The following is a 25,603-nucleotide window of genomic DNA, read 5'->3' as shown; positions in this document are numbered from 1 at the left end:
CTCAATCCTACGCTGTGATCTTCAGCCAGGATTTGCGATGCAGCAGAGTGGGTCCGAGCAGGGCGATCGCCGCCATGTGGGCGGGGCTGCCGTAGCCCTTGTTGCCGGCCCACTCGTAGCCGGGCGTCACGGCATCCGCCTCGATCATCAGAGCGTCGCGGTGCACCTTCGCGATCACGGATGCCGCGGCCACCGACGCGCAGTCCTGGTCGGCCCGCACGCGGGTCACCACGTTGAGCGGAGTGCTCAGTGCCCTGTTCAGCCAGTCGTCGTTGCCATCCAGGAGCACCACGGCGCCGGTGATGTCGACCCCGGCCGCGAACAGCTGCGCGAGGGCCCGCTTGCCGGCCAGGCCGAGCGCGGCGATGATGCCCAGTCGGTCGACCTCCAGCGGCGTCGCGAGGCCGACCGCTGAGTGCAGCGCCCAGGCGACAGCCAGCGGCGCAAGGAGCCCGCGCCGGGGTTCACTGAGCATCTTGGAGTCGCGCAAACCGGCCGGGAAGGGCGAAGCTGAGGCGTTGACGACGGCCACACCTACCCCCACCGGACCGGCAAGGGCGCCGCGGCCGACCTCGTCGACGCCGATCACGCAGGTCGCCCCGGCGGCCAGCAACGCCCGTTCGACGTCGAGGGTCGGATCCACGACCATTCCCTACCTCGTCTCCGTGGGGACGCCCTGGAAGACCTCCGGGTAGTCGTCGAGCCAGGACCAGCGCGCGGTCGGCCAGCTGATCACGAGGGCGCGCCCGACGACGTTGTCGATGGGCACGAACCCCTTGCCGGGGGTCTCGGTGTTGTAGCGGGAGTCCTTGGAGTTGTAGCGGTTGTCACCCATCACCCAGAGCGAGCCGTCCGGCACGACGATGTCGAAGTCGTCCTGCGAAACGCTCGTCTCCCCGGTCGGCAGAGACACATAGGGTTCGGACAGAGGCACGTCGTTGACGCTCATCTGGCCGAGCGGGTTGCAGCAGGTGACGTGGTCGCCCGGCAGCCCGATGACGCGTTTGATCAGGTGGTCGTTGCTGTCCGGCGCCGACAGCCCCACCGCGGCCATGACCCAGTCCACGGCGGCGATGACGGCGTTCTGCTCGAGGGGCGCCTGCGGCAGCAGCCAGCCGCCCGGATCCCGGAACACGACGACGTCGCCGCGTTCGACCGGGATCAGTTTCGGTTCGAGCTGGTTCACGATGATCCGGTCGTTGATCAGGAGGGTGGTCTCCATCGACCCGGAGGGAATGTAGAACGAGCGCACCAGGAACGTCTTGATCAGGAACGAGATGAGCAGCGCCACCACGAAGATGACCAGCAGGTCACGTATAAAGAGTGCAACGCCGCGCTTCTTGCGCTTTGTTTCTGTTCCCTGGCGATTGGATCGCGTGGGCAGAGAATTATCTGTCATTAAACCGCCTGAGCTCCTGACCCAGTGTACGGGTGAGGAGCTCAGGGGGAATTCAGCGCAAGCTGGAAGTCGACTGCGACGGGTGTTAGTCGCGCTTCTCCTTGATCTTGGCCTTCTTGCCGCGCAGGTTGCGCAGGTAGTACAGCTTCGCGCGACGCACGTCACCACGGGTGACGACCTCGATGCGGTCGATCACCGGGGAGTGCACCGGGAAGGTACGCTCGACGCCGACCTGGAAGCTGACCTTGCGTACGCAGAACGTTTCGCGCACGCCTTCGCCGGAGCGTCCGATGACGGCTCCCTGGAAGACCTGCACACGAGAGCGAGCGCCCTCAACGATGTTGACGTGGACCTTGACGGTGTCGCCGGCGCGGAACGCCGGAATGTCCTTGCGGAGGGATGGGGCATCCACCTGGTCGAGAATATGCATACTGTTCGCTCTCTGTATCCGCCACAGGACGACTACGGCTTATGCGATCCGACCCGCGAGGCGAGCGAATCAGCAAATGAATGAGTGTGTTTCGTGCCGATACCTTGCAGCTCCCCTGTGGCAGAGGCTTGCCACGGCACAAGCGATGATTATGTCACGAAACGCACCATGCCCGCAAAAGCTGGGTGAAGGTCAGGCCTCCGGCGCCTGACCGTGCTTCTTCCCGGATTCCTTCTTCTCGAACGACTCCCCGGGCGGGCGGAGTGAATGCTCGCGCACGATGATGACGGAGGGATCCGGCGTGGGGATGAAACCGTCGGTCGGCGGCAGCGTGGGCGGCACGGTCGGCAGGAACGCGGGGCCCCTCGCCGTCTCCTCGACCAGGAGCATCATGGCCCGCATGCTGCGGCGGGCGGCGGCGATCAGCTCCCAGATGGCGAACCAGAACGCGCCGATTCCGACCACGATCACCAGCGCGGCGAGGCCCGGCGCGACGTCGTAGGTAAAGCCCATGCCCACGATCAGGGCGTGCCAGAGCGTGAGGATGCCCACGTCGGCCCACGACACCATGCGGGTGCTGCGCACCTCGGTGCGGGCGAAGAAGATCAGGCTCACGGTGAGCAGGCCCACACCGACCACGAGGCCGCCGAAGAAGCTGCCGACCACGTCCCAGCCGCCGCTGCCGTAAACGGAGGCGCCGACCAGGAGCCACGCCGGAAGCACGAGGACGGCAATGAACTGCCAGTAGTAGAAGAACCTGCGTACGAACACGAAACCAGACTACCCGGGCGACCTGCTCCGGCGAGCTCAGTTCGCTGGCGGCAGAAGGTCCGGGCGCACCCGGGCCGTGCGCAAGAATTGCTGCTCCCGCCGCCACGCCGCGACGGCGCCGTGGTTGCCACTGAGCAACACCGACGGAACGTCGAGGCCGCGCCAGGCCGCGGGCTTCGTGTAGCTCGGATATTCGAGGAGGCCGTCCTCGTGGGATTCCTCGACAAGGCTTTCCGGGTTGCCGACGACCCCCGGGATCAGACGACCGACGGCCTCGATCATGGCCATCACGGCCACCTCTCCCCCGTTGAGCACGTAGTCGCCGAGACTGACCAAGCGCACCCGGCCGTCCTGCTCGAAGTGGTCGAAGACCCGCTGGTCGATGCCCTCGTAGCGTCCGCAGCCGAAGATGAGGTTCGATTCCTCGGCCAACTCCCGGGCCATGGCCTGCGTGAACAAATCCCCAGCCGGGGACGGGAAGATCAGGAGCGGACTGGCATCCGTCGCCGTCGTTTCGGGCATGACGGACGCATCCGGCGGCTCGGCACCCGGGTGCACGTCGGTGAGGATCGCGTCGATCGCGTCACCCCATGGCTCCGGCTTCATCACCATGCCGGCGCCGCCGCCGTAGGGCGTGTCGTCGACGGAGTGGTGCCGGTCGTGGGTGTGGTCGCGCAGGTTGTGCACCCGAAGGTCGATCAGCCCCGATTGCCGGGCCTTGCCGACCAGGGAGACGTCGAGGACGGAGAAGAACTCCGGAAAGATCGTGATGATGTCGATACGCACGGGAGAAGTCTACGAGCGAACGAGCGTGGGTTCGGCAGGCTCGGTCGCCTCGGCGGCCACCTCCGCGTCGACGTCGACTGCTTCACCGGATGCCGGGGCGCGGTTCACATGGGTACGGTGCGAGAAGTAGATTGGCAGCGCGGTGAAGAGGATGGCGCCCAGGACGTTGCCAAGGAGCACCGGGGCCTGGTTCCATACCCACCACTGCCCGACCGTGACGTCGGCGCCGAGCATGATGCCGGCCGGGATCGCGAACATGTTGACGATCGCGTGCTCGAGGCCGAGGCTGAAGAAGGTCGTCACCGGCAGCCACATCGCGAGGATCTTGCCCCCCGTGGACTTGGACGTATAGAACATGATGGTGCCGATGGCGACCATCCAGTTGCAGAGCATGGCCTTGATGATCACGACAAGGATGCCGCCGGCACCGACCGCCTCGTAGGGCAGCACCTTGTGCTCGGCGAGGTCGATGATGGCCTGGACCATCGGGTCGGACATGTCCGTGCCCAAGTAAGTGATCGACGTCGTGTAGAGGAAGGCGTACAGTCCGGCCCCGAAGAGGTGGGCGAGAATGACCACGAAGAAGTTCCTGAGTCCCCGGGTGACCGTCGTGCGCCTTTCCATGATCGCAAGCGGGACAAGGGCGAAGCTACCGGTGACCAGCTCGAGGCCCAATAGCAGGATCATCGCGAATCCGACCGGGAAGAGCACGGCCCCGACGATCGGCAGCCCGGTCTGGGCCGTGGCGGTTAAGGCGACGGTCGTGGCCGCTCCGAGAATCGCCCCGGCAAGCGCACCCCGCATCACCATTTGCCCCAGGGTCAGGTGCGTTTTAAGCATGCCGGAGTGAGTGATGTCATCGACGAGTTGGCTCGGTTTAACGTACGACATGCGACGGTGCTCCAATAAGAGGTCTGCCGCGTCGTGACGAGGTGGGGAGCCGGTCGGGCGCGGCGCGCCTCTCCCCGAGGAGGTGTTTCAGCTCCGGCCGGGGGCTCCGTCAACCTCGGCCTGGGGTTCTGATTCAGTTTCGGGGGCAGCCGTGGCTGCGGTGTTGTCACTATTGTCGACGTTGTCATCGTCGTCGTCCGGTTCCTCCGGGAGCTCTTCGAGCAAGCCGGGAGGCGGGGTGATGGTGACGATGCCGGTCGCGATGTCGACGGAGGGCACGATGGCCTTCACGAATGGGATCATGACCTCGGCGGCGGGGGTCTTCACGATCAACAGGTCCTGCGCGGGAAGGTGCTCCAGCCGCGCGATGGTTCCGATCTGGACGCCGTCGCGCACGACGGAGAGGCCGATCAACTGGTGGTCGTACCAGGCGTCTTCTTCGCCGGACTGTTCCGCGTCGTCTTGGTCGATCCAGAGGATCGCCTTGGCGAGGGCTTCGGCCGCTTCACGGTCGGGGACATCCTTGAAGAAGCCGACCGCGTGCTGGTTGTACCAGCGGAGCTCGACGAGCTCGATTTTCTTGCCGTGCCAGGGTGAACCCGTGGGCACCTGCAGGGTGAACACGGCGCCCGGGACGAAACGACGTCCCGGGTCATCCGTGAACAATTCCAGCTTGATCGCGCCCTTGAGACCGTGCGCCTTGGTCAGGCGCCCCACCCTCAACTGGCTGCGCGGAGTCGTACTGTCGTTCACCGAACTCATATCCAACTACTCATTTACCAGTTCAGAAATCGGTGTCGACGACGTCAACGCGCACGCGCCGGCCGTCGGCCAGCGCGGCCACGAGGGTGCGCAGTGCCTTGGCGGTGCGCCCGGAACGCCCGATCACGCGGCCGAGGTCTTCGGGGCTCACACGAACCTCGAGAACCTCGCCCCGTGGGGACGTCTGGGTCACAACATGCACATCGTCCGGGTGATCGACGATCCCCTTGACAAGATGCTCAAGCGCGGGAGCGAGCAAAATTACGCCTTGTCCTCTTCGGTTGCCTCCGCGGCAGCCTCGGTCTCCTTGGGTGCCTCTTCCTTGGCCACAGGCTTGACGGCCTTCGGCTTCAGAACCGGCTTCTTCTTCTCGTCGGCGACGAACGGAGCCTTCGGCTCCTTGAACTTCACGGTACTGACGGCGTTCTTGTCACCCTTGAAGATGCCCCAGTCGCCGGTCAGCTTGAGGAGAGCCTCAACCTGCTCTGTCGGCTGTGCTCCAACGCCCAGCCAGTACAGGGCACGCTCGGACTTGACCTCGATGACGGAGGGCTCCTGCGTGGGATGGTAGATGCCGATCTCTTCGATGACACGACCATCGCGCTTGGTGCGCGCGTCGGCAACGACGATGCGGTAGTACGGTGCACGGATCTTGCCCATGCGCTTCAAACGAATTTTGACAGCCACAATTCTCCTGTGTATTTGATTTTTGGCGAACTGAGGGCCGTGAGCGTGGGGGCACACTCGGCACAAGCTCAATAAGGTTTTTTCCTGCGCCTGAGTAGAGGGTCGGACGCAAGAGAACTCGACTAATCATTCTGTCAGACATCGACGACTTTCTGATAATCGACCGGCTGGGCGGCGCGGTCATCACCGGACCCGCGTCCGGCTGGGGCGCCGCTTCGCCAATCGGTGTCAGGATTGTCACACAACCACGCCCGAAGGGGTGAACCAGGATCGGAAGGACCGCGCATGGGGATCGAATTTGCCCGGTCGAAACGGTCAACCATTGGCATCGAGTGGGAACTCGCCCTCGTCGACCGCGAGTCGGGTGACCTGGTCTGCCTGGCCGAAGAGGTGCTGACGGCTCTGGCCGCGCCCGACGGCACGCCGCATCCGCACATCACCGGGGAATTGCTCCTGAACACGGTCGAACTCGTGTCGGGGGTGCACCATACAGTTGCGGGCGCCGTCACGGATGTCGCCGTCCAGGTTGACGAGGTGCGCGCCATCACGGATCCGCGGGGCGTCGAACTCATCTCTAGCGGATCGCATCCGTTCAGCCAGTGGTTCGACCAGAAGGTCACGGACGAGGCCCGCTACCAGCGGTTGATCGACCGCACCCAGTGGTGGGGCCGCAACATGATGATCTGGGGCATCCACGTGCATGTGGGGATCGAGGACAAGGCCAAGGTCATCCCGATTTTGAACGGCCTGCTCGGCTACCTGCCGCACCTGCAGGCCCTGTCGGCGTCGAGCCCGTTCTGGGCCGGCGTGAACACGGGCTACGCCTCCAACCGCGCCCTCATGTTCCAGCAGTTGCCCACCGCCGGCCTGCCGTGGATCCTGCAGGACTGGGAGGCCTGGGAGCGCTACGTGGCCGATATGACGGCCACCGGGGTGATCGAGGATGCGACCGAGGTGCGCTGGGACATCCGTCCTTCGCCGCGATGGGGAACCATCGAGGTGCGCGCCTGCGACGGCGTGTCCACGACGGAGGAACTCGGCGCCATCGCCGCGTTCATCCAGTGCCTGGTCGACTGGATGTCTGGGCGTCTCGACGCCGGCGAGACGGTCGGGCCGATGCAGCCGTGGTTCGTTCGTGAGAACAAATGGCGGGCCGCTCGCTACGGCCTGGACGCCGAGATCATCACGGATGCCGCGGGCGCCGAAAGCCTGGTGACCGACGATGTGCGCCGGCTGATCGGCATCCTCTCCCCCGTCGCCGAGCGTCTGGGCTGCCTGGACGAGCTGCAGAGCCTGAACCGGATCATCACCGCGGGTGCGAGCTACCAGCGGCAGCTGCGCGTCGCCGAGGCGCACGGCGGCAGCCTGCCGGCCGTCGTGAAGTCGCTGACCCGCGAACTCCGCACGGGCCTCCCCGCATAGCTGACTGAGCCCTCATGGCCGTGGACGATGCGGGATCGCGGCTTGGGGGTTCCGAGCCGGGTGTTCGTGATGTCGACGCAGGCAGGCAGTGGACCGTGACGCGGGATGTGAGTGCGTTCCGGCCACCGTGTCTCTCGGGTCCGCGGCCCTGCAGCAACTCCGTCCCCAACGAATTCGACGGCGATTTTGGCGGAATCGGCCCGTCACACACCGAAAAACCCGTTTCACACCAAAATCTCCGTCGAATTGGTTCACCACCGAAGCCGGCGTTCCGCCTGTGATGATCAGCGTCCACGTGGTGCGGGCAGGACTGACCTTCCGGGAGCGATACCACCACTCGATTAGGACTCACGCATCTCGGGTGCAGCCCGTCTCAAGCGCGTTTTTTGTATCACGCCAGGCGAGCCAGTCAGTGAGCGAGGCCAGGTCGTAGTGCGGGCCGGACAGCCCAAGGGTGAACAGGCGGGCGCCTAGGTCGTAGAGCTCGTCGGCCTCGGTCACGGTGCGGGCCCGCAGCTCGGTGGAGATCTCGATCTCGGAGAGGTCCCGGCCCACCGTGTCACACCACTTCGAGAGCACGCCGAGCTTGTGCTCGAGCACCGCGGGAGTGGAAAACGAATGCCAGATGTCCGCATGTCTCGCCACGATCCGGAGGGTCTTCTTCTCGCCCCCGCCGCCGATCAGCACCGGGATGTCGCGCAGGGGCGGCGGGTTCAGCTTCGCCCAGCGCGCCTCGATCCGCGGGAGGTCGGCTTCGAGGGCGTCCAGGCGGGTGCCCGCGGTGCCGAACTCGAAGCCATACTCGTCGTAGTCGCGCTCGAACCAGCCGGAGCCGGTGCCGAAGATGAACCGGCCGCCGCTGATGTGGTCGATGGTGCGCGCCATGTCGGCCTGCAGGTCGGGGTTGCGGTAGCCGTTGCAGTTGACCAGCGCGCCCAGCTCGATGGTGGAGGTCTGCTCCGCCCAGGCCGCGAGGAGCGTCCAAGACTCGAAGTGGAGGCCGTTCTTCTCGCCGGAGAGCGGAAAGAAATGGTCCCAGTCGAACGCGATGTCCGTGCCCAGGGCCTCGACCTCCGCCACGGTCACTCGGATCTTCGGATAGAGGGCGTGCTGCGGGGCGATTTGCACACCGATACGCACTCGGTCGGCCCTGGGGGAAGGCGTGGAGGAAGGCGTGGAGGAGGTCATGCGCTCATCCTAAACCGGCGGCCGGGGGCATCCGCAGCGCAGTCAGCGGCTCAGCGTTTGCGGCGCAGTGTCACCGACCGAGCATCTTCTGCAGGGCGGCCATCTCGTCTTCGGTGGGACCGCCCGCCTTCCTGGCGCCGCCGAGGCCGAAGCCCGTGCCGCCGCCCGCACCGGGGCCCGCGCCAGCGGGCTTCTCACCGGACGCGATCGCCAGGTTCTCCGCCGCGCGCTTGGCCGGGTTGCCCGACTTCGAGCCCTTCTTCTTGGGCTGCGGCTTGCCACGGCCGCCGCCGCCCATGCCGCCGGGGACCGGGCCCATGCCGGGGATGTTGGGCATGCCGCCCTTGGCGACCGTCTTCATCATCTTGGCGGCCTGCTCGAACCGGGACACGAGCTGGTTGACCTCGGTCACGGTCGATCCGGCGCCGCGGGCGATGCGCAGCCGACGGGATCCGTTCAACAGCTTCGGGGTGGTGCGCTCGGCCTTGGTCATCGACTGGATGATGGCCTCGGTGCGCACGATCTCGCGTTCGTCGAAGTTCTCGAGCTGCTGCTTCATGGCGCCGGCGCCGGGGAGCATGCTCATCATCTTCTTGATCGAACCCATGTTGCGCAGCTGCTGCATCTGCCCGAGGAAGTCGTCGAGGGTGAAACTGTCTGTGGAGAACTTCTCCGCCATCTTGCGTGCTTCGTCTTCGTCGAAGGCACCCTGCGCCTGCTCGATCAGGGTGAGGATGTCACCGAGGTCGAGGATGCGGCTGGCCATGCGGTCGGGGTGGAACGGCTCGAAGTCGTCGAGGCTCTCACCGGTCGACGCGAACATGATCGGACGGCCGGTGATCGAGGCCACGGACAGGGCCGCACCGCCGCGCGCGTCGCCGTCGAGCTTGGAGAGCACCACGCCGGTGAAGTCGACGCCGTCCTGGAACGCCTTGGCGGTGGCCACCGCGTCCTGGCCGATCATGGCGTCGATCACGAAGAGCACTTCGTCGGGGTCGATGGCCGTGCGGATGTCCGCGGCCTGCTTCATCATCTCCGCGTCGACGCCGAGGCGTCCGGCGGTGTCGACGATGACCACGTCGTGCATCTTCTGCTGCGCGTACTTGACGCCGTCGCGGGCGACCTTGACCGGGTTGCCGACGCCGTTGCCGGGCTCGGGCGCGTAGACGGGCACGCCCGCCTGGGCGCCGACGACCTCGAGCTGGGTGACCGCGTTCGGGCGCTGCAGGTCGGCCGCGACCAAAATCGGGGTGTGGCCGTCTTTCGCGAGCCACTTCGCGAGCTTGCCGGCGAGGGTGGTCTTACCGGCACCCTGGAGGCCGGCGAGCATGATGATGGTCGGCGGCTTCTTGGCGAATTCGAGTCGGCGCTGCTGACCGCCGAGGATCTCGACGAGCTCCTCGTTGACGATCTTGACGACCTGCTGGGCCGGGTTCAGCGCCTTGCTGACCTCGTCGCCGAGGGCACGCTCGCGCACCTTGCCGGTGAAGTCCTTGACCACCTCGAGGGCGACGTCGGCGTCGAGCAGTGCGCGCCGGATCTCGCGCACGGTGCCGTCGACATCCGCCGCGCTGAGCTTGCCCTTGGTGCGGAGATTCTTGAACGTCTCGGCCAGGCGATCTGAGAGGTTTCCAAAAGTAGCCATAATGCGTTTAGTTTAACCGGTCGCGGAGCCTACGTTTGTTCGGGTGCGCAAACCGCATCCGAAGCCAGGAGTCACCATGTCCGTTGTCGTCGTCGCCGTACTCACCCCGCAGCCCGGTCGCAGCCAGGAGCTCCTGGACGCGTTCGCCGTGGTCTCCCCCACGGTGCACGCCGAGACCGGCTGCGAACTGTATGCCGCGCACACCGACGGTGACCTGGTGGTCATGGTCGAGCGCTGGGCCAGCGTCGCCGACCTCGCGGTGCACGCGACCGGCGCGGGAATCACCGAACTTGGTGCGCTCACCGATGACGCACTGGCCGCCCCCACGGACGTCAAGGTGCTGCAGAACGTGCCGTTCGGCGACCCGGCCAAGGGCACCATCCAGGAGGGGCACTGACGTCCGACCGGACTGCTGCGCTACTGCTCGACGGCGATCCGCACGGGGTCGCCGTGCACGTCGATCGTGACCACGAGCAGGGCGTCGGTGTCATCGGGGCTGATCGAGTACTCGAGCACCGCGAAGTGCTCCTCGCTACGGAAGTGGTGCGGGTGGAAACCGATCCGCTGCAGCTGGATGGAGCGCAGAAAATCGATTTGTTTGTCGCCCGAATCCCAGATCAGGGCGTCGTCGAGAACCTCGGGATCCATTTCGTCGAGTTCGGTCGTGATGTATGCGCCCGTCACCGAGCCCTCCTTGCTGAGGTCGGCCACGAGCGATTCGCGGGCCTGCGAATCGAGTCCCTCGATGTCGTTGACCATGGCCGCCGCAATGTCGAGCGCTTCGGCCGAGACGGACTCCTCGTCGGGGGAGCTGAGGTCGATCTGCACGTCCTGGTCGCCCAGTTCGGCCGAATCCGACCAGTAGACCTCGCCAGCATCGTCACTGCCGAGAATTCCGAAGAAATCGTGTTCGATGGTCATGACTGTCCTATCCGACGAGTTTTTGTGCGAAAACGTGCGGCGTGAAACCGGTGAGGTCGTTGATGCCCTCGCCCTGGCCCACGAGCTTGATGGGGATGCCGGTCTTCTCCTGCACGGCGAGCACGAAGCCGCCCTTGGCGGATCCGTCCAGTTTGGTGAGCACGAGCCCGGTCACGCCGGCATGCTGGATGAAGGCCTCGGCCTGGGCCAGTCCGTTCTGGCCGGTCGTCGCGTCGAGCACGAGGAGCACCTCGGCGATCGGGGTCTGCTTCTCGATCACCTTGCGGATCTTGGTGAGCTCGTCCATCAGGCCGCCCTTGGTCTGCAGCCGCCCGGCGGTGTCGATGATCACGATCTCCGTGCCGTCTTTCATGGCCCGCTCGACGGTCTGGAAGGCGACGGATGCCGGGTCCTGGCCGTGGGCCTGCGGCCGCACGATGTCGGCGCCCGCCCGTTCGGCCCAGGTTGCCAGCTGTTCCACGGCGGCCGCACGGAACGTGTCTGCCGCCCCGATCAGCACGCTGCGGTTGTAGGTGCGCAGGAACTTCGCGAATTTGCCGATCGTGGTGGTCTTGCCGACGCCGTTGACGCCGACGACGAGCACGACGGCAGGCCGCGCGCTGAGGTTGAGGGTGGAGTCGAGCTTGGAGAGCCGTTCCTCGAGGCCTTCGCGCAGCATCCGTTGCAGGTCGGTCGGGTCGGTCGTGTTGTACCTGGCGACCTTGGCCCGCAGGTCGGCCACGACCGCCTCCGTGATGCTGGGACCGAAGTCGGCCTGGATGAGCGCGTCTTCGAGGTCTTCCCAGGTTTCGGCGTCGATGAGCTTCTTCGCGAACATGCCGCGCAGTGCGCCGGAGAGAGACCAGGGGGTGCGTTCTGCCATACCTACAGCCTATGGCTCGCGCGGTATCTGCGCCGCTGCGCCCCAGGTGTGCCTCGCGCGAAGCGGCGCAGCCGGCGCGTACCGAGCGGTGGACCTCCGAACCGATGGTGCGGACCGGGAGCGGCACCGCCCCGATAACGCTCGTTCGTGCGATTCGTGCCGTCACACGAGCGACCCGACCCGGCAGAATGACGGGGTGACGGCCCAGACCTCATCCTCTTGTGTCGGCATGGTCCACATCACGGCACGTCCTTCCCGCACGGCCCGGCGGCGGTCGGCAGCCTGATGCGTACGCTGGCGGCCGCGCGGCCGGAGCCGATCGTTGCCCTCGGATTCGTCGATGTGCAGCGCCCGGACACGCCGGAGACCCTCAGCCCGGTGTGAGGGTGTTGTTCTGAGGGACTTTCGGTCCTGGAACGACCACCCGAAAACGAGCAGGAATGTGCAAGCCCCCCGACAGCCGCCCGGACCCGGTCTAGGGTGTCGGCATGGCAGTCAGCACAGGGCCCGAGAGTGTGCGCACCGGGATCAACCGGTGCATCGCGGCGTGCGACGCTCTCGTGACGGTAAGCGAGGACTGCGCGCACGCCTGCCTCCGCATCAAGGGCAACGGCGACATCACCCGCTGCTTCTTCGCCGACCTGGACTGCATCGAGGTGTGTTCGTCGACGAGCCGGCTGCTGTCCTGGCATGCGCGCAAGGACGGGCTGATGACCATCGCGCTGCTGGAAACCTGCCGCGAGGCCGCCCGGGCATCGATCGCGGCCTGCGAGAACATGGCCCGGCTGCATCCGGGCTGGCACACCTGCAGCATGGCCTGCCGCCGGGTCGACGAGGCCTGCGCGCGACTCCTGGCCGTGCTGCGCTAGCGTTCCTCACTCGACAGCGGCGAACAGCGGCGACGTGTCAGGATGCCTGCTCGTCATCCTTCGCGATGCGCTGCCCGACCACGGCCGAGACCCCATCGAGGCGCATCGAGACGCCGTAAAGGGCATCCGCGATCTCCATCGTGCGTTTCTGGTGGGTGATCACGATGAGCTGACTGGTGGCGCGCAGGTCCTCGAAGATAGTCAGCAGCCGGCCGAGGTTGGCGTCGTCGAGGGCAGCCTCGACCTCGTCCATGATGTAGAACGGACTCGGGCGGGCCTTGAAGATGGCGATCAGCAGGGCCACGGCGGCGAGCGAGCGCTCTCCGCCCGACAGCAGCGAGAGCCGCTCGATCTTCTTGCCGGCGGGCTTGACCGAGACCTCGATGCCGGTCGTGAGCAGGCTGTCGGGATCGGTGAGACGGATGCTGCCGCTCCCGCCCGGGAACAGCACCGGGAACACCTCGGCGAACGCCGCCTGGGTGTCGTCGAAGGCGCTGCCGAAGATGGCACCCATCTTCTCGTCGATCTCCTCGATGATGGTGAGCAGGTCACGGCGCGTGTTGGAGAGGTCGGTGAGCTGCTCAGTGAGGAAGCGGTGCCGCTGCTCGAGCGCGGCAAACTCCTCGAGGGCCAGCGGGTTCACTCGGCCGAGCTGGGCATAGCGGCGCTCGGCGACGGTCAGGCGGCGCTGTTGGTCGTCCCGGTCGAAGCGGACGGGTTCGATGGTCGGGTCTGAGCTGTTCTGGACGGCGCCCGGGATCGGCTGGTCGGGCCCGTACTCGGCCACGAGCACGTCTTCGGTCAGACCGAGGTCGCTGACGGCGCGCTCGAGCAGCCCGGACAGGTGCAGCTTCTTCTCGTAGATGGCCAGTTCCAGGCCGTGCACGGTCTCGGTGACGGCCTGCAACCGGGCGCGCAGAGCGCTGTCCTCCCGGCGCAGCGCCGCGATTTCCTCGTTCTGGCTGCTGCGCTCCGCCTCGGCGGTGGCCAGGCGCAGCCTGGCTTCGCTGGCGGAGGCGTCGACCGAGGCGAGAACCAGCGGGAGCGCCTCGGCCACCCGGCTGGCGGCATCCACCTGACGGCGACGGATGACCGCACGCCGGGCTGCCTCCTCGGCCGCCGCCCGCGCGGCAGTCTGCTGTTTCGCTAGCGCGTCGGCCCGCGCCTGCCCGGCGCGCACGCGTTCGCGGGCGGTCTCGGCCTGGAGCCGGGCCTCGACCTCGGCTTCGCGCGCGGCCTCGAGGGCGGCGACGAGCGCGTCGCGAGGTCCGGTATCCGGCACCGGGCGCGGCCGGGCGCGCTGTTCGTCGCGCGCGGTGCGGGCCATCTCGCTCGCGGCCTCGAGGGCGGCGACGGCCTCGGCCTGCAGTAGGAGGGCGGCGGAGAGCCGACTCAGTTCGGCGGTGGCCGCCTCGAGCTGCACGGTGGCCCGGTTGGTCTTCTCGGCCTGCACGGTCGTGCGGGACTCGAACGCCCGCACCCGGGCGGTGGCCGCCTGGGCCTGGGTCTTGCGGGCGGACAGCACGACGCGGGCCTCGGCGAGGTCGGCGACGACCTGCTCGAGCCGGATGCGCACCGCAGCGAGCGAGTCGGCGGCCGCATCGCGGTCGGCGATGAGCTCGAGGCGGCTGCGCCGGGCCCCGGAACCACCGCACAGCACGGTGTCGCTGAATACGTCTCCGGCCCGGGTGATGACGGTGATAGGGAGGGCTGCGCGCCCGGCGGTCGCCACGCCAACGGTCTCCACGCCAACGGTCTCCACTTCCTCGGATCGGGGTCCGAATCGGTCTACGACGGCTCGGGCGGCGTCGAGGTCGTCGGCGATCACCGTACGCCGGAGCAGGCCGAGCACCCCGGGTGGCGCGTCGATCACCGATTCGGCCCAGAGCAGCCCGGGCTGCACGGTGAGGTCTGGCCGGGTGTCGGGTGCGAGGACATCCGTCGTGCCGGTACCCGACGTGCCAATACCTGACATGCCGGTATCCGCCGTGCCGTCACCGGGCGCGTCGGCGTCGATCGTGCCGGCCGTCGCATCGCCGGTCGCGTCTGCGGGCGGGGCGTCGGCCCTGGCGTCTTCGTCGATCGTGCCGGCCACGATAAGTTCGACCCGGCCGAGATCGTCGGCGCGGGCGCGCACGATGGCGTCGACGGCCGCGCTCCAGGTGTCGGCGAGCACGGCGTCGGCGAGGGAGCCGAGGGCGGCGGCGATGGCGGCCTCGTAGCCGGGCCGCACGCGCACATGCTCGGCCACCAGACCACGGATGCCCGCCGGGGCCGCAGCGAGCAGGGCCGCCGAGCCGTCCTTATGGTCCAGAGCGAGGGACAGTGCCCCCGCGCGGGCGGCGAGGGCGTCCCGTTCGCGTTCGCCGAGGTGCAATTCGTCGCGCAGGCGTTCGACCTCGACCTCCGCCTGGGCGACGGCAGACCGGGCCGCGGCGGCAGCCTCGGCCGGGTGGATCTCGCCGGCGTCGACGGCGGCCGCGTCGAGCGCCGCGGCGTCCGCGGCGAGTCCGGCGAGGTGTGCCTCAGCCGTGTCGACCCGGCCACGGGCGGCATTGAGGGCGTTCTGCTGCCGCAGCACTTCGCCGCGCACGGAGGCCAGGCGGCCCGCGGCGGTCTCGGCCTGCCCGGTCAGCTGGGAGAGGTGGAGGTCGTGCCGGGAGACCAGCACGGCCTGGGCGGCGATCTGTTCGTCGAGCGCGTCGAGCCGGCCCCGGGCCTCCTCGGTGGCCGCGCGGGCGGCAGCCCAGGTGGAGTCGGCCACGTCGATGCGGCTACGCAGCGCGTCGATCTCGGCGGCGGCATCCGTCAGCATCGCCGTGGTCACGCTGGGGCCGGCGTCCACGGACTCGGCCTGCGAGCCGAGCAGGGCCAGCCGCTGGTTGGCGAGGGTGTAGAGGCCGCGCAGGCGCTCCTGCACGGATTCCAGGCCGAAGTTCGTGCGCCGGGCCCGGTCGACGGCGTCGCCGATCTGCTCTTGCTCGAGTCGGCGCAGGCGCCGCTGCCGGGTCTCGAGCTGTTCGGTCAACACGAGTCGTTCGGCGTGCCGCTCGCTCTCGGTGCGGCCGTGCGCGTCGAGCGCGATACGCAGCGTGACCACGTCGTCGGCGAGGAGCCGGGCCCGGGCGTCGCGGGCGACGGCGGCGATGATCTGCGCCTCGCGGGCGATGTCGGCCTGGCGCCCGAGCGGTTTGAGCTGCCGACGGATCTCCCCGGCAAGGTCGCTGAGCCGGGTGAGGTTGGCCTGCATGCCGTCGAGCTTGCGGAGGGTCTTCTCCTTGCGCCGACGGTGCTTGAGAATGCCGGCGGCCTCCTCGATGAACCCGCGGCGCTCCTCGGGGCTGGCGCGCAGCACGGCGTCGAGCTGCCCCTGCCCCACGATCACGTGCATCTCCCGGCCGAGGCCGGAGTCGCTGAGCAACTCCTGCACGTCGAGCAGGCGGCAGGTGCGCCCGTTGATCGCATACTCACTCGCACCGTTGCGAAAGAGGGTGCGGGAGATGGTGACCTCGGTGTAGTCGATCGGTAGCGCGCCATCCGTGTTGTCGATGGTCAGCGTCACGGCCGCCCGGCCGAGCGGGCCCTTGGTGGACGTGCCGGCGAAAATGACGTCTTCCATCTTGCCGCCGCGAAGGGTCTTCGCGCCCTGCTCGCCCATCACCCAGGCGAGTGCGTCGACGACGTTGGACTTGCCCGAGCCGTTGGGCCCGACCACGCAGGTGACGCCGGGTTCGAAGGCGAACGTGGTGGGGTGGGCGAAGGATTTGAAGCCTTTGAGCGTGAGGCTTTTCAGATACACGGTTTCGCCCCCTTTCGCCGCTGACTCGGGTCGCGGCTGCCCGGCGCGCCGCCCCCAGTAACGGTACCGGACACAGCCGCCACCGCCCGGTAGGCGCGGTCCCTGGCGGTAGGCGCGGTCCCTGACGAATTCAACGGAGATTTTGCCGATTTGGAGCGGAAACGGATGTATCGGGCCGGGTTTGAGCAAAATCTCCGTCGAATTGATTCGGAGCTGGGGCCGAACCCGGGCGGCAGGGGCGGCGCTACGCTGGCCGATCATGGGGACCTTCACCTTCGAGATCGACGAACTCGCCATCCCCCCCCGCGCCGCAGGCTCCCGGCTGGGCCGATTTCGAGGCGGCAAACGGGGTGCGCAACACGGTCGAGGCGGAGGCGTATGGCACCACCGACCTGGAGCTGACCGCCGAAGAGCTCCTGCCGGACTGGCTCAAGCAGGCGTGGGAGCCCAAGCGCCTCTTCGTGGCCCGGTCCAAGGGACGCCTTGTCGGGCGCGGTCACTACGAGACCCTTCCGGACGGTTCCGCCGAGCACGCGTGGTTGGCCGTGGAAGTGCTTCCCGAGTACCGACGGCGAGGCATCGGCTCAGCCCTCACTGCCCGGCTCGAGGCGATCGCGCACTCCGAGGACCGCAGCGTTCAGATCGTCTACGCACCATCACCGACAGCGCCGGGTGAGCGCCTTCACTCCCCCACCGGGTTCGGTTCGGTTCCGCTCGGCAACCCCGAGGTTCGGTTCCTTCAGGGCCGCGGCTACCTCCTCGAGCAGGTCGTGCGCGCCAGCGGGCATACCCTGCCGGTGGATCCCACGCAGCTAAGTCGACTGCGCGACGCCGCCGCCGCGCACGCGGGTCCGGACTATGCAGTGCTGCAGTGGGTCGATCGCACCCCGCCGGAATGGTTACCCGATCTGGCGGTGCTCTACACGCGCATGAGCACGGATGCCCCGAGCGCCGGCCTTGCCGAACCGGAGCAGCTCTAGACGCCCGAGCGCGTCATGCAGGAGGAGTAGAAGGCTGCCGCCGGCAGGCGCACGGCGTTGACCTCGGCGGTGCTGCATGGCCCGAGCGGCCACCTCGTGGGATTCACCGAGCTGGAGGTGCCGGCGGAGTCCCGCCGCGCGGTCAGCCAGGAGGACACTCTGGTGCTGCGCGAGCACCGCGGCCGCCGGTTGGGGATGCTGCTGAAGACGGCGAACCTCGAGCTGCTCGCGGCGGAGCGCCCCGGGCATCCGTCGGTGATGACCTATAACGCTGAGGAGAGCCGGCACATGCTCACGGTCAACGAGGCCATCGGCTTCGTGCCGCTTGGTTACGAGGGAGCCTGGCGCCGCGACGCCCTCTAACCCGGCTCTCCGGCCCTCGAGCCTGCCGAGCCCTGAATTTCCGAACCCTGAGTCCCAGAGCCAAAGACCCAGATCCCGAGACCCGACAACCAAAAGCCCAAAGCCAAAGCCAAAGCCAAAGAACAAAAGACCGCAAAGCCAGCAAAGAGGGCAAAGCCGGCACACGTAGCTGAGGCGAAGGGCGGCGACCGCCGAACACCCGGCCCTGATCGGCCTCGCCGGCGATCGTCAGCAGCTGCACGAGGGCATCGGCGGCGATCTGGTCCGTGGTGCGGGGGTCGTCCTGCATGCGTGTGGCCCACGCGGCTTTCGCCTTGTCGACGAAGCGCACCCCGCCGCGGCGAGGGCTGGTGATCGAGTCGAAGACGGAGAGCACGAACTCGCCGTCTTCGGTCGCGAAGAGGCCATTCAGACGCACCTTGCCGTTGCCGAGCCGGTAGACCTTCAGGAACCGGTCGTCGTGGGCCTGCTTCTCCCAGGCGGCAATGCCGGCCTCGTCGAGGCGGTCGCGCATGCGCCGCGCCAGTCTGAAGACCTGGTCCGTGTTCAGCGTCGACGCCTCGACGAGAAGCAGGGGTCAGGGTTTCGGTGAGCTTGTCGGCGGTGACCGTCGCGGCGATCTGGCCGAGACCAAAACGGATCGACTCGGCCGCGTCGACGGAGAGAGCGCCCCTAGTGACCGCGCGGGCGATCGGCGCTTGCCAGGGCACCTTCGCAACGAACTCCGCGACCTCGGCGGCATCAGCGTCCGGCGACTCCACGGCCGCCTCGACGCGCGCCTGCGCCGCCTCGGCACCGGCCATCATCGTGCCGACCGAGACCAGTTTGAACGCGTCGGTCTTAGTCGAGCCCGTCACCTTTTGGATCAGCGCCTCGGGCGATAGGAATCCCTGCTGCGGGGCCAGACCTGAATGGCCGAGTTCGGGCCGGGACCGCCGGGCGATGGTCGCCGCCATCCACGCGGATCACGTGTCGAGGAGGCGGCGGGCGGCCGCGATCTGCTTCTGACCGGCCAGCACCTCGGCGTCGGCGAGGTGCTCCTAGTCGGCGCAGGAGGAGTCCAGGCGGGCGACGGCATCCGTTGCCGCTCTGAGGTCATCTGCGGCGGTTGTCATGGTCCGCGGTTAGCAAAGATGGTGATTGAAGTTGAGAGTTATTCACTTGATATTCAAAAGAGTTTCGTATTTTTGTTCAACAGTCAGGCTTCTCGCGGGCAGCGAGCCTCAGCGCAGCCGTTGGCATCGCGGGCAGAGGTGTGAACTGCGGTTCATGAACTGCTGCCGCACGAGCAGTGTGCCGCAGCGGGGGCACGGTAGACCCTGCCGGCCGTACGTGTTGAGGCGGTGCGAAAAATATCCGGACTGACCATTCACGTTCACGTATTGCGCATCGAAACTGGTGCCGCCCTCGGCCAGGGCCCGGTTCAGGATGCTGCGGACCGCGCTGAGCAGCGCCCGCCCCTTCGCGGGCGACAGGGAGTCTGCCGGCTGCTCGTAGTGCACCCGGGCCTCAAAAAGGGCCTCGTCGGCGTAGATGTTCCCGATGCCGCTGATCAGGGTCTGGTCGAGCAGGGCGCGCTTGATCCCGGTCTTCTTGCGGGCCAGGGCAGCCAGGAAGAGCGGCGCCGAGAAGCCCGGATCCAGCGGGTCGCGCGCGATGTGCGCCACCTGCGACGGGATCAGCCCCGACCAGCCCAGGCCCGAACCGGCTAGTCCGTCCGCCCCGGTCGCGCCGCCTGCGAGCCCGGAGTACCCGGCCGTCAGCCCGTCGCGGGTGGGCTGCATCGAGTCCACGGCCATACTGCCGAAGATGCGCTGGTCGACGAAGTTGACCCACAGCTCGCCGTGTTCCGGGTGCTCGATCTGCAAACGGATGCGCAGGTGCCGGTCCGTGTCCGATCCGGGGCTGCGCAGCAGCACCTGACCACTCATTCCGAGGTGCACGACAAGGGCGCGCCCGGAATCCAGCGGCAGCCAGAGGAACTTACCCCGGCGGACGGCGGCGAGTACGCCCCGGCTCTGCAACAGGTCGGCAAAATGCCCGCTCGCGGAGTCATGGCGACGCAGGGATCGTGGCTCGAAGACCTCGACGCCGACGATCACGGCGCCGGTTACGGCCGGCGCCAGGCCGGCGCGAACGACCTCCACTTCAGGAAGTTCGGGCATGCGAGCCTTTCAGCGTCACGGCCTGACAGCAGCTCAGGGAGCGCTGAGGCGCGTCCAGGCGTCGAGTGCGGCGGCCATCTCGGCGTGCTTCTTGCTCGTGCCCTCGCCGACCGCACTGACCTCACCCACGGTGACGGTGGCGATGAAGATCTTGGAGTGATCGGGTCCGCTTTCCGCGATGGAATACACGGGAACCCCGGTGCCCAGGCGAGCCGCGGCTTCCTGCAGGCTCGTCTTGGGGTCCATGGATACTCCGAAGTGCCCTGGGTCACGGAGGAGCGGCTCGATCAGGCGCAGCACGAGCGCCGTCGCCGTCTCTCCGCCGGAGTCGAGGTAGACCGCTCCGATGAGCGCCTCGACGGTGTCGGCAAGGATCGACGACTTGTCACGCCCATTGGTGAGGATCTCGCCGCGGCCGAGGCGCACGTACGCACCCAAGCCGATGCCGCGCGCGATGCCCGCTAGGGCAACGCTCGACACCAGGCTGGCCCGGCGCTTGGCAAGGTCACCCTCGTCGAGCTGCGTGTACTCCCGATAGAGCATGACCGTCACGGCCTGCCCCAGAATCGAGTCGCCGAGAAATTCGAGGCGCTCATTATTGGGTATGCCGCCGTGCTCGTACGCGTACGAGCGGTGGGTGAGAGAGAGCTCAAGCAAGGCCGGGTCGATCTGCACGCCGAGAGTCGCCAGCAAGGACGAAACCTCGGGATCGACGTTCACGAGTGCCGGCTCAGCGAGTGCGCGCCGGGCAGATGCCGACCGAAAACACTGATGCCGCGACTCAACGGAACGGGACCCTGAATCGGGACTCCCGGCATCCGTCGGCGCGGCATCAGGCGTTCGAGCACGACGAGACTAAACGTCGGCGACCTTGCGGCCCTTGTATTCCATGAACAGCGCCGTGCCGGCTGCGTCGGTGACGACCTTGGCGCGGTGCGGCAGGCTGTAGACAACTTTGCCGTTTTCCATGGTCTTGACCAGGGTGGGCGCTTCGGCCTTCCAGCAGGAACGACGTGAACGGGTGTTGGAGCGTGATTGCTTGCGCTTCGGGACTGCCATGACTACTTCTCTTCTCTATCCGTTTCAGCCTGGATGTCTTCATCCGTGCCGCTGCTTTCGGAAGCTTGGAATTCCATGAGCGCGGCCCACCGGGGATCGCGCTTTTCTTCGGGTAGGAACTCAGGGGCCTCGGCAAGCCGTTCACCGGTCTCGGGGTCGAGACCTGGGCAATCCGGCCGGCAAACCGGCTGGAACGGCAGTGACAACACCACCGCATCCCTGATCAGAGGTTCAAGATCCACGTGGTCATCTTGAACTTCACTTTCATAAGCTTCGTCTAGAGAGTACGCGAAAAGCTCGTGAAACTCGACTTGGACCGGCAATTCGACGTCGATGAGGCATCTGCCGCACTCTCCGGCGGCGATTCCGGACACCTGGGCCGACACGAGGATGCCCTCGTGCAGGGTTTCGAGGCGCAGGTTCGCGATCACGGTAGAGCCGGCCTTCACGGCGACCAGGCTCTCGCCGAGGTCTCCCGGCACGACGATTTCGAGGTGTCGTTCCTGCATGGTGCCCGGGCGGTTGATCAGGTCGCGCACATCGACCTTGTACGGGGTCTTCTTGAATCTACTCACGAGGGAAGATTCTACGCGTTCACGGCTGGGCGTCCGATTCGTCGCTCGCCGGGGCGCCAGAGCGATGCCGGCAGCAGCGTCGCCCGCACCCGCAGGCGCCGGCCCGACACCGAATGGATGCCGCGGAGCACCACGTCGAGGTCGGCCACGCGTTCCGCCGCCCGCGCGGACTGCGCGTCGTCACCCGGTCGCCCGTAGTGGCTGCGCTCCGCTCCCACGAGGAGCCGGTCGAGGGCCTCGGCCGCGGCTCCCCCGCCCGGACCGGCGCCCTCCGTAACGCTCTCGGTACCGCCCACCGAGCCGATGAGAACCCGGAGCCGCGCGGCGAGCTCGCGCGGCGTCTCGGTCTCCCGCACGAAGACGCCATGGTCCACCGCCGTGTCGCTGACCTCACGCCACGCCTCCACGGCCCCGCTCTGCCCCGACAGGAGGCCCCGGCGCCGCAGCATCCGCCGGGTCACCCGGATGAGGGCCGGCAGAAGGAGCAGCGCGAACGTCCCGAGGACGAGCAGGCCGAGACGGATGATGCCGCCGCGCGAGTCCGCGGGCGAAGAAGCGTCGGCCTGGGCGTCAGCGGCGTTCTGGCCGCCGAGGTCCTCGGGGCGCGGCGCGTCCGACGGGCCGGCCTGGCCGGAATCAGTCAGCGGCACGGTGACGGCATCGTCCTGCGTGTACGCAGGCACGGCGCCGCGGCCGGGCGTGGGCTCGAAGGGCACCCAGCCGACGCCCTCGAAGTAGACCTCCGTCCACGCGTGAAGGTCGTGGGTGTCGACGCTGTACCGGCCGACCCCGGCGACGGAACCCGACGCGGACAGCGACCCGGGCTGGTAGCCGATCGCGATCCGGGACGGGATGCCGATCGAGCGGGCCATAGCCGCCATCGCCGAGGAGAAGTGCACGCAGTACCCGGTCTTCACCTCGAGGAAGGTGCTGACGACGTCAATGCCGCCACCGTCATAGCCGGCCTCGACGGGAGCCTCAGTGTCGTAAGCGAAGTCGCTGCCGCGCAGGTAGTCCTGCAGGGCCCGCGCGGCCTCGTACGCGCTCGTGGTGCCGGCGGTGACCTCACGCGCGGTGTCGCCGATCAGGGCCGGAGTCTCGGCTGGCAGCCTCAGGCTGCGCCGGATCTCCGCCGGATACGCACCCTCGGCTTCCCGCAACTGCTCCGCCGTCGGCTCCAACGTAAGCGCGGTGACGGTGTACTCCTGGCCGCGGGTCGTGTCGCCGGGGCTCGTGATGGACCCGGTCGCCTCGTTCCAGTACCAGGCGCCGAGCAGGCCGGTCACCGAGCGGGGTGGCGCAGGGGTAGGCAGCCACCGGGCGGCCAGGTTGTCGATGCCGATGGTCGTGATCGTCTCGCTCGTCTTGATATCGGGTGAGAACCCTGGCGGCAGGTCGATGTCGTCGACGGCGTTCGCGCGGCTCCTGGGCGCCTCCCCGGCGGTCCAGTTGCGGCCCGAGAATTCATCGAGTGTCAGCAGCCGAAGGTAGGGCGGCCGAGTCGCCGTGGTGCGGAAGTGCAGCACCGGTTCGGCGTCCGGCCGGCGCAGGTCCTGACCGAGGTTGATCATGGGGCTGACACCGTTGGCGAACAGCAGGCTGCTGCCCGGGCGCGCGCGCGTGAGGCTGCCCCCAGGCAAGACGGGCGTGGCGACGCTGACCACGATTGCCGCCACTATCGCGACGCTGCCCACGACGACCGCTCCCTTAGAAGAGCCGGGCACGTGGCGCCGCCCGGGCGCGACCGTGCCGGGCCCCGCTACGACCGGCGGGCCGGGCAGGCTGCCGGCTCGGCGCATCCGGATCTCGACATGGAGGAGCAGGAGGTAGGCGGCGGCCGTGAGCACGAGGGCCTCCAGGTTGGCCTCGTGGCCGAGGGCAAGCCCCGGCACGAGCAGCGGCACCAGCACGGGCAGTCCGGCGAGCGCGGGCACGCGCAGGATGACCGCGAGCGTGTCGATCAGGATCGCGATCACGCCGGCGCCGGCGCTGAGCAGGAACAGGATGCCGGCGGTCGCCTCGGCCGGCGTCGATTGCTGCTCGATGGAGACCACCCCGGAGAGCGCCAGATCGCGGAACCGGTCGATCGTCTCCCCGGTCGGGATCAGCCAGAGCCAGCCGCTTCCGGCTCCGAAGAGCAGCGTCAGGACCGCCACAAGAACCCCTAATCCAGCGAGCGGCCCGAGGAAGACGGGCAGGCCGACGCGGCGGAACCCGGCGGAACCGAGCAGGACGCCGGCGGCCGTGAACGTCATCAGCCACCACCAGCCCGTGCCCTCGAGCAGCGGCCCGAGGCCGGCGTCGGCCACGACCAACAGCAATAGGAGTGCGAACGCGAGGGGCCACTCCGCCCGCTTGAGTCGGGCCGCGCGGGCGGAGGGGTCGCGCCAGGCGGTGCGAGTGCCCTGGTCGGGAGCGGCCTGGTCGGGAGCGACCCGGTCAGACGGCGTCATTCAGGGGCCTTCTCGCGCCGATAAAGTCCTCCCAGGCACGGGGGATGTCCGGGGTCTGGTGCACGGGGATGCAGCGCCAGCCGGCCTCGCGCAGCCGGCGCACGGCATCCGTTCGCACCGTGGGCAGCACGAAGGCCACCGCGGGGCGGCTCTGGGACACGAGGTCGGCGAGCTCGGCCAGATCCCGGTCGTCGACGGCGACGAGCACCGCGAAGGTCGGCAGCAGCCCGCCGGGCACCACGAGCGTGCTGAGTTTCGCGGCGGTCCCGGGCTCGGGCGTACCGGGTTCGACGGATGCCGGGGGTCCGGGCTTCACTGCGGGGCCGCCGAACGTGTACGTCTGTTCTGCTTCGTCCTCGGCGGTCTCCGCCGGGTCGGGCGGGTCCGCCGGCTTGACCCCGGCCAGCCCTTCGAGCAGCAGCGCGACTCCGCCCGGCGGCAGGAAGACGGTGGGAGGGTCGCCGCGCAGGCCGCCGCGGCCGCCGGGTCGCCCCGGGGTGGCGTTCGCCTGACCCGGGCTCGCCACTCTGCCGGACGAGCCCGAACTGGTACTGGACAGGCTCGGTCCGGACAGGCTCGGTCCCAGCGCAACGAGGTCGAGCCGGTAGCCGGCCGCCAGCAGGTGCACCCCCACGGATGCCGCGAGCTCGACGGCCACCTCGAACGCCTGCTCGAGGCGCGGCCCGCCGAGATCGGTGCCGCTGTCGGCACCGGCACCAGTGTCGGCACCGACGACGGTCGGGCGGCCGCGGCGTCCGCGCAGCGCGGTGTCAAGCACGAGTCGGGCTCCGGGGTTGCTCTGCTCTTCCTCCTGCCGCACCATGATCGCGCCCAGGCGGGCCGTGGCCGGCCAGTTCACGCGGCGCAGCGGGTCGCCCGGCCGGTACTCGCGCGCGATCAAGGGGTCTGCGTTGTGGTTCAGGTGCCGGAGCCGCTCCGGAACGTCGCCGTCGTTCAGGGTGCCGGTGAGGCCCCGGCCGGCCAGGGCGGTCACCCGGGGCGTCACCGCCAGGTCGTGCGGCTCCCCCACGGCCCACTCGCCCGAGGCAAGGCCGAACGGATCCGAACGCCCGATCAGCACCGGGCCCGTTGCGTAGAGACCCCGCCGGGGCAAGCTGAACCGGTACTCGAACCTCACGCTGTCTGCACCGGTGTCCGGGCCGCCCTCGTAGCGGTTGAGGGCCGGCAGCGGCGTTCCGGCCGGCACGGTCAGTCCGGCGTCGCCGGCATCCCGCCCCCGCACGGTGTCCCGCAGATGCAGGCCCGCCAGGGGCCGGGGGGAAAGGTTCCGCACCCCGAGCCCCACGACGACCTCGCCGCCGGCCGGCACGACCGGTGGGCGCAGCATCCGGGTGACGCGCAGGCGCGCCGGATGGATCGAGACGTACCCGAGGGCGGCGACGGGGATGGCCAGGAGCACACCGGCGATGAACAGAAGGTCGCGCTGGTCCGTCAGCAGGGCGAGCAGCAGAAGGCCGGCTCCCGCGGCGAGGAACATCCCGCCTCGAAGGGTGACCCGGGGAAACCGGACGCGCCGCTGCTTCGCCGGCATGGC

Annotated in this window: 27 protein-coding genes; 6 read left to right on the top strand and 21 right to left on the bottom strand. The window is 68.3% G+C overall.

Annotated elements, in window-relative coordinates:
* Positions 1-7 precede the first annotated feature (7 nt).
* From CXY79_RS14770 to rpsP, 9 genes are all read right to left on the bottom strand, one after another.
* Positions 8-649 (bottom strand): ribonuclease HII, encoded by a 642-nt coding sequence (locus tag CXY79_RS14770; protein ID WP_104103130.1) that lies wholly within the window; start codon positions 647-649, stop codon positions 8-10.
* 3 nt (positions 650-652) lie between these two features.
* Positions 653-1,399 carry a signal peptidase I gene (gene lepB, locus CXY79_RS14765; RefSeq protein WP_104103128.1) on the bottom strand — a complete coding sequence of 249 codons (747 nt, stop codon included), beginning with the start codon at positions 1,397-1,399 and terminating at the stop codon, positions 653-655.
* A gap of 85 nt (positions 1,400-1,484) precedes the next feature.
* Complete coding sequence (gene rplS / locus CXY79_RS14760; protein WP_104103125.1) at positions 1,485-1,829, bottom strand: 50S ribosomal protein L19; 345 nt, start codon at positions 1,827-1,829, stop codon at positions 1,485-1,487.
* Positions 1,830-2,021: 192 nt separating this feature from the next.
* Positions 2,022-2,600: an MFS transporter gene (locus CXY79_RS14755; RefSeq protein WP_104103120.1), complete on the bottom strand. Its 579-nt coding sequence runs from the start codon at positions 2,598-2,600 to the stop codon at positions 2,022-2,024.
* Positions 2,601-2,636: 36 nt separating this feature from the next.
* The gene (gene trmD / locus CXY79_RS14750; RefSeq protein ID WP_104103117.1) at positions 2,637-3,386 is read right to left on the bottom strand and encodes a tRNA (guanosine(37)-N1)-methyltransferase TrmD; all 750 of its coding nucleotides are present in this window, start codon (positions 3,384-3,386) and stop codon (positions 2,637-2,639) included.
* A 9-nt stretch (positions 3,387-3,395) separates the two neighbouring features.
* Entirely contained in the window at positions 3,396-4,277 is an 882-nt protein-coding gene (locus CXY79_RS14745) for a formate/nitrite transporter family protein (RefSeq protein ID WP_104103114.1), read from the bottom strand.
* A gap of 87 nt (positions 4,278-4,364) precedes the next feature.
* The gene (gene rimM, locus CXY79_RS14740) at positions 4,365-5,039 is read right to left on the bottom strand and encodes a ribosome maturation factor RimM (RefSeq protein ID WP_104103111.1); all 675 of its coding nucleotides are present in this window, start codon (positions 5,037-5,039) and stop codon (positions 4,365-4,367) included.
* Between the two features lie 22 nt (positions 5,040-5,061).
* Entirely contained in the window at positions 5,062-5,298 is a 237-nt protein-coding gene (locus CXY79_RS14735) for an RNA-binding protein (RefSeq protein ID WP_104103108.1), read from the bottom strand.
* A gap of 2 nt (positions 5,299-5,300) precedes the next feature.
* Entirely contained in the window at positions 5,301-5,726 is a 426-nt protein-coding gene (rpsP, locus tag CXY79_RS14730) for a 30S ribosomal protein S16 (RefSeq protein WP_104103105.1), read from the bottom strand.
* A gap of 285 nt (positions 5,727-6,011) precedes the next feature.
* Between rpsP and CXY79_RS14725 the strand changes: the two genes are divergently transcribed.
* The gene (locus tag CXY79_RS14725; protein WP_104103102.1) at positions 6,012-7,148 is read left to right on the top strand and encodes a glutamate--cysteine ligase; all 1,137 of its coding nucleotides are present in this window, start codon (positions 6,012-6,014) and stop codon (positions 7,146-7,148) included.
* A gap of 348 nt (positions 7,149-7,496) precedes the next feature.
* Here the strand turns inward: CXY79_RS14725 and CXY79_RS14720 are convergent, their stop codons facing one another.
* Together CXY79_RS14720 and ffh are read right to left on the bottom strand one after the other, a co-directional pair.
* Positions 7,497-8,336, bottom strand: coding sequence for an LLM class F420-dependent oxidoreductase (locus CXY79_RS14720; RefSeq protein ID WP_104103100.1), 840 nt, complete (start codon positions 8,334-8,336; stop codon positions 7,497-7,499).
* A 70-nt stretch (positions 8,337-8,406) separates the two neighbouring features.
* Positions 8,407-9,981, bottom strand: coding sequence for a signal recognition particle protein (ffh, locus tag CXY79_RS14715; RefSeq protein ID WP_104103097.1), 1,575 nt, complete (start codon positions 9,979-9,981; stop codon positions 8,407-8,409).
* Positions 9,982-10,057: 76 nt separating this feature from the next.
* Here ffh and CXY79_RS14710 point away from each other — a divergent pair, with 76 nt between their 5' ends.
* Entirely contained in the window at positions 10,058-10,378 is a 321-nt protein-coding gene (locus tag CXY79_RS14710; protein ID WP_104103094.1) for a putative quinol monooxygenase, read from the top strand.
* Between the two features lie 20 nt (positions 10,379-10,398).
* Here the strand turns inward: CXY79_RS14710 and CXY79_RS14705 are convergent, their stop codons facing one another.
* Both CXY79_RS14705 and ftsY read right to left on the bottom strand, forming a co-directional pair.
* On the bottom strand, positions 10,399-10,902 hold the full coding sequence (locus CXY79_RS14705; protein WP_104103091.1) for a DUF2004 domain-containing protein: 504 nt from the start codon (positions 10,900-10,902) through the stop codon (positions 10,399-10,401).
* Between the two features lie 7 nt (positions 10,903-10,909).
* Entirely contained in the window at positions 10,910-11,785 is an 876-nt protein-coding gene (gene ftsY / locus CXY79_RS14700; RefSeq protein WP_104103088.1) for a signal recognition particle-docking protein FtsY, read from the bottom strand.
* A gap of 488 nt (positions 11,786-12,273) precedes the next feature.
* On the opposite strand from ftsY, the gene CXY79_RS14695 reads away from it, so the two are divergent.
* On the top strand, positions 12,274-12,654 hold the full coding sequence (locus CXY79_RS14695) for a four-helix bundle copper-binding protein (RefSeq protein WP_134342632.1): 381 nt from the start codon (positions 12,274-12,276) through the stop codon (positions 12,652-12,654).
* 37 nt (positions 12,655-12,691) lie between these two features.
* On the opposite strand, the gene CXY79_RS14690 is transcribed toward CXY79_RS14695, so the two are convergent.
* Positions 12,692-16,453 (bottom strand): chromosome segregation SMC family protein, encoded by a 3,762-nt coding sequence (locus CXY79_RS14690; RefSeq protein WP_104103534.1) that lies wholly within the window; start codon positions 16,451-16,453, stop codon positions 12,692-12,694.
* 350 nt (positions 16,454-16,803) lie between these two features.
* Between CXY79_RS14690 and CXY79_RS14685 the strand changes: the two genes are divergently transcribed.
* On the top strand, positions 16,804-17,433 hold the full coding sequence (locus tag CXY79_RS14685) for a GNAT family N-acetyltransferase (protein WP_104103082.1): 630 nt from the start codon (positions 16,804-16,806) through the stop codon (positions 17,431-17,433).
* A gap of 57 nt (positions 17,434-17,490) precedes the next feature.
* Entirely contained in the window at positions 17,491-17,796 is a 306-nt protein-coding gene (locus tag CXY79_RS14680) for a hypothetical protein (RefSeq protein ID WP_104103079.1), read from the top strand.
* Here the strand turns inward: CXY79_RS14680 and CXY79_RS14675 are convergent.
* Positions 17,732-18,310: a hypothetical protein gene (locus CXY79_RS14675; protein ID WP_233191533.1), complete on the bottom strand. Its 579-nt coding sequence runs from the start codon at positions 18,308-18,310 to the stop codon at positions 17,732-17,734. The genes CXY79_RS14680 and CXY79_RS14675 overlap by 65 nt on opposite strands.
* On the opposite strand from CXY79_RS14675, the gene CXY79_RS14670 reads away from it, so the two are divergent.
* Positions 18,309-18,680 (top strand): hypothetical protein, encoded by a 372-nt coding sequence (locus tag CXY79_RS14670; RefSeq protein WP_146068155.1) that lies wholly within the window; start codon positions 18,309-18,311, stop codon positions 18,678-18,680. The genes CXY79_RS14675 and CXY79_RS14670 overlap by 2 nt on opposite strands.
* 339 nt (positions 18,681-19,019) lie before the next feature.
* Here CXY79_RS14670 and CXY79_RS14665 read toward each other — a convergent pair whose 3' ends face one another.
* The 6 genes from CXY79_RS14665 to CXY79_RS14640 form a co-directional block, all read right to left on the bottom strand.
* A complete protein-coding gene (locus CXY79_RS14665; RefSeq protein ID WP_104103069.1) occupies positions 19,020-19,961 on the bottom strand; it encodes an Fpg/Nei family DNA glycosylase in 942 nt (313 codons plus the stop codon).
* A gap of 33 nt (positions 19,962-19,994) precedes the next feature.
* Positions 19,995-20,654 (bottom strand): ribonuclease III, encoded by a 660-nt coding sequence (gene rnc, locus CXY79_RS14660; RefSeq protein WP_233191532.1) that lies wholly within the window; start codon positions 20,652-20,654, stop codon positions 19,995-19,997.
* Between the two features lie 162 nt (positions 20,655-20,816).
* Complete coding sequence (gene rpmF / locus CXY79_RS14655; RefSeq protein WP_066596228.1) at positions 20,817-21,020, bottom strand: 50S ribosomal protein L32; 204 nt, start codon at positions 21,018-21,020, stop codon at positions 20,817-20,819.
* Between the two features lie 2 nt (positions 21,021-21,022).
* Entirely contained in the window at positions 21,023-21,595 is a 573-nt protein-coding gene (locus CXY79_RS14650) for a DUF177 domain-containing protein (RefSeq protein ID WP_104103063.1), read from the bottom strand.
* Between the two features lie 11 nt (positions 21,596-21,606).
* Entirely contained in the window at positions 21,607-24,048 is a 2,442-nt protein-coding gene (locus tag CXY79_RS14645) for a DUF3488 and transglutaminase-like domain-containing protein (RefSeq protein ID WP_104103059.1), read from the bottom strand.
* Complete coding sequence (locus CXY79_RS14640) at positions 24,035-25,600, bottom strand: DUF58 domain-containing protein (RefSeq protein WP_146068154.1); 1,566 nt, start codon at positions 25,598-25,600, stop codon at positions 24,035-24,037. The genes CXY79_RS14645 and CXY79_RS14640 overlap by 14 nt, the downstream gene beginning before the upstream one ends.
* Between the last annotated feature and the right edge of the window lie 3 nt (positions 25,601-25,603).

The sequence above is a fragment of the Cryobacterium sp. M96 genome (assembly GCF_002929845.1).
GTDB classification, from domain to species: Bacteria; Actinomycetota; Actinomycetes; order Actinomycetales; family Microbacteriaceae; genus Cryobacterium; species Cryobacterium sandaracinum.
This window is presented reverse-complemented; position numbering and strand designations above follow the sequence as displayed.

Coding starts and splice junctions, on each gene's coding strand:
- CXY79_RS14770 (WP_104103130.1), bottom strand. CDS start 649: ATGGTCGTGGATCCGACCCTCGACGTCGAACGGGCGTTGCTGGCCGCC.
- lepB (WP_104103128.1), bottom strand. CDS start 1,399: ATGACAGATAATTCTCTGCCCACGCGATCCAATCGCCAGGGAACAGAA.
- rplS (WP_104103125.1), bottom strand. CDS start 1,829: ATGCATATTCTCGACCAGGTGGATGCCCCATCCCTCCGCAAGGACATT.
- CXY79_RS14745 (WP_104103114.1), bottom strand. CDS start 4,277: ATGTCGTACGTTAAACCGAGCCAACTCGTCGATGACATCACTCACTCC.
- rimM (WP_104103111.1), bottom strand. CDS start 5,039: ATGAGTTCGGTGAACGACAGTACGACTCCGCGCAGCCAGTTGAGGGTG.
- CXY79_RS14725 (WP_104103102.1), top strand. CDS start 6,012: ATGGGGATCGAATTTGCCCGGTCGAAACGGTCAACCATTGGCATCGAG.
- CXY79_RS14720 (WP_104103100.1), bottom strand. CDS start 8,336: ATGACCTCCTCCACGCCTTCCTCCACGCCTTCCCCCAGGGCCGACCGA.
- ffh (WP_104103097.1), bottom strand. CDS start 9,981: ATGGCTACTTTTGGAAACCTCTCAGATCGCCTGGCCGAGACGTTCAAG.
- CXY79_RS14710 (WP_104103094.1), top strand. CDS start 10,058: ATGTCCGTTGTCGTCGTCGCCGTACTCACCCCGCAGCCCGGTCGCAGC.
- CXY79_RS14705 (WP_104103091.1), bottom strand. CDS start 10,902: ATGACCATCGAACACGATTTCTTCGGAATTCTCGGCAGTGACGATGCT.
- ftsY (WP_104103088.1), bottom strand. CDS start 11,785: ATGGCAGAACGCACCCCCTGGTCTCTCTCCGGCGCACTGCGCGGCATG.
- CXY79_RS14695 (WP_134342632.1), top strand. CDS start 12,274: ATGGCAGTCAGCACAGGGCCCGAGAGTGTGCGCACCGGGATCAACCGG.
- CXY79_RS14670 (WP_146068155.1), top strand. CDS start 18,309: ATGCGCCGCGCCAGTCTGAAGACCTGGTCCGTGTTCAGCGTCGACGCC.
- CXY79_RS14675 (WP_233191533.1), bottom strand. CDS start 18,310: ATGCGCGACCGCCTCGACGAGGCCGGCATTGCCGCCTGGGAGAAGCAG.
- CXY79_RS14665 (WP_104103069.1), bottom strand. CDS start 19,961: ATGCCCGAACTTCCTGAAGTGGAGGTCGTTCGCGCCGGCCTGGCGCCG.
- rpmF (WP_066596228.1), bottom strand. CDS start 21,020: ATGGCAGTCCCGAAGCGCAAGCAATCACGCTCCAACACCCGTTCACGT.
- CXY79_RS14645 (WP_104103059.1), bottom strand. CDS start 24,048: ATGACGCCGTCTGACCGGGTCGCTCCCGACCAGGCCGCTCCCGACCAG.
- CXY79_RS14640 (WP_146068154.1), bottom strand. CDS start 25,600: ATGCCGGCGAAGCAGCGGCGCGTCCGGTTTCCCCGGGTCACCCTTCGA.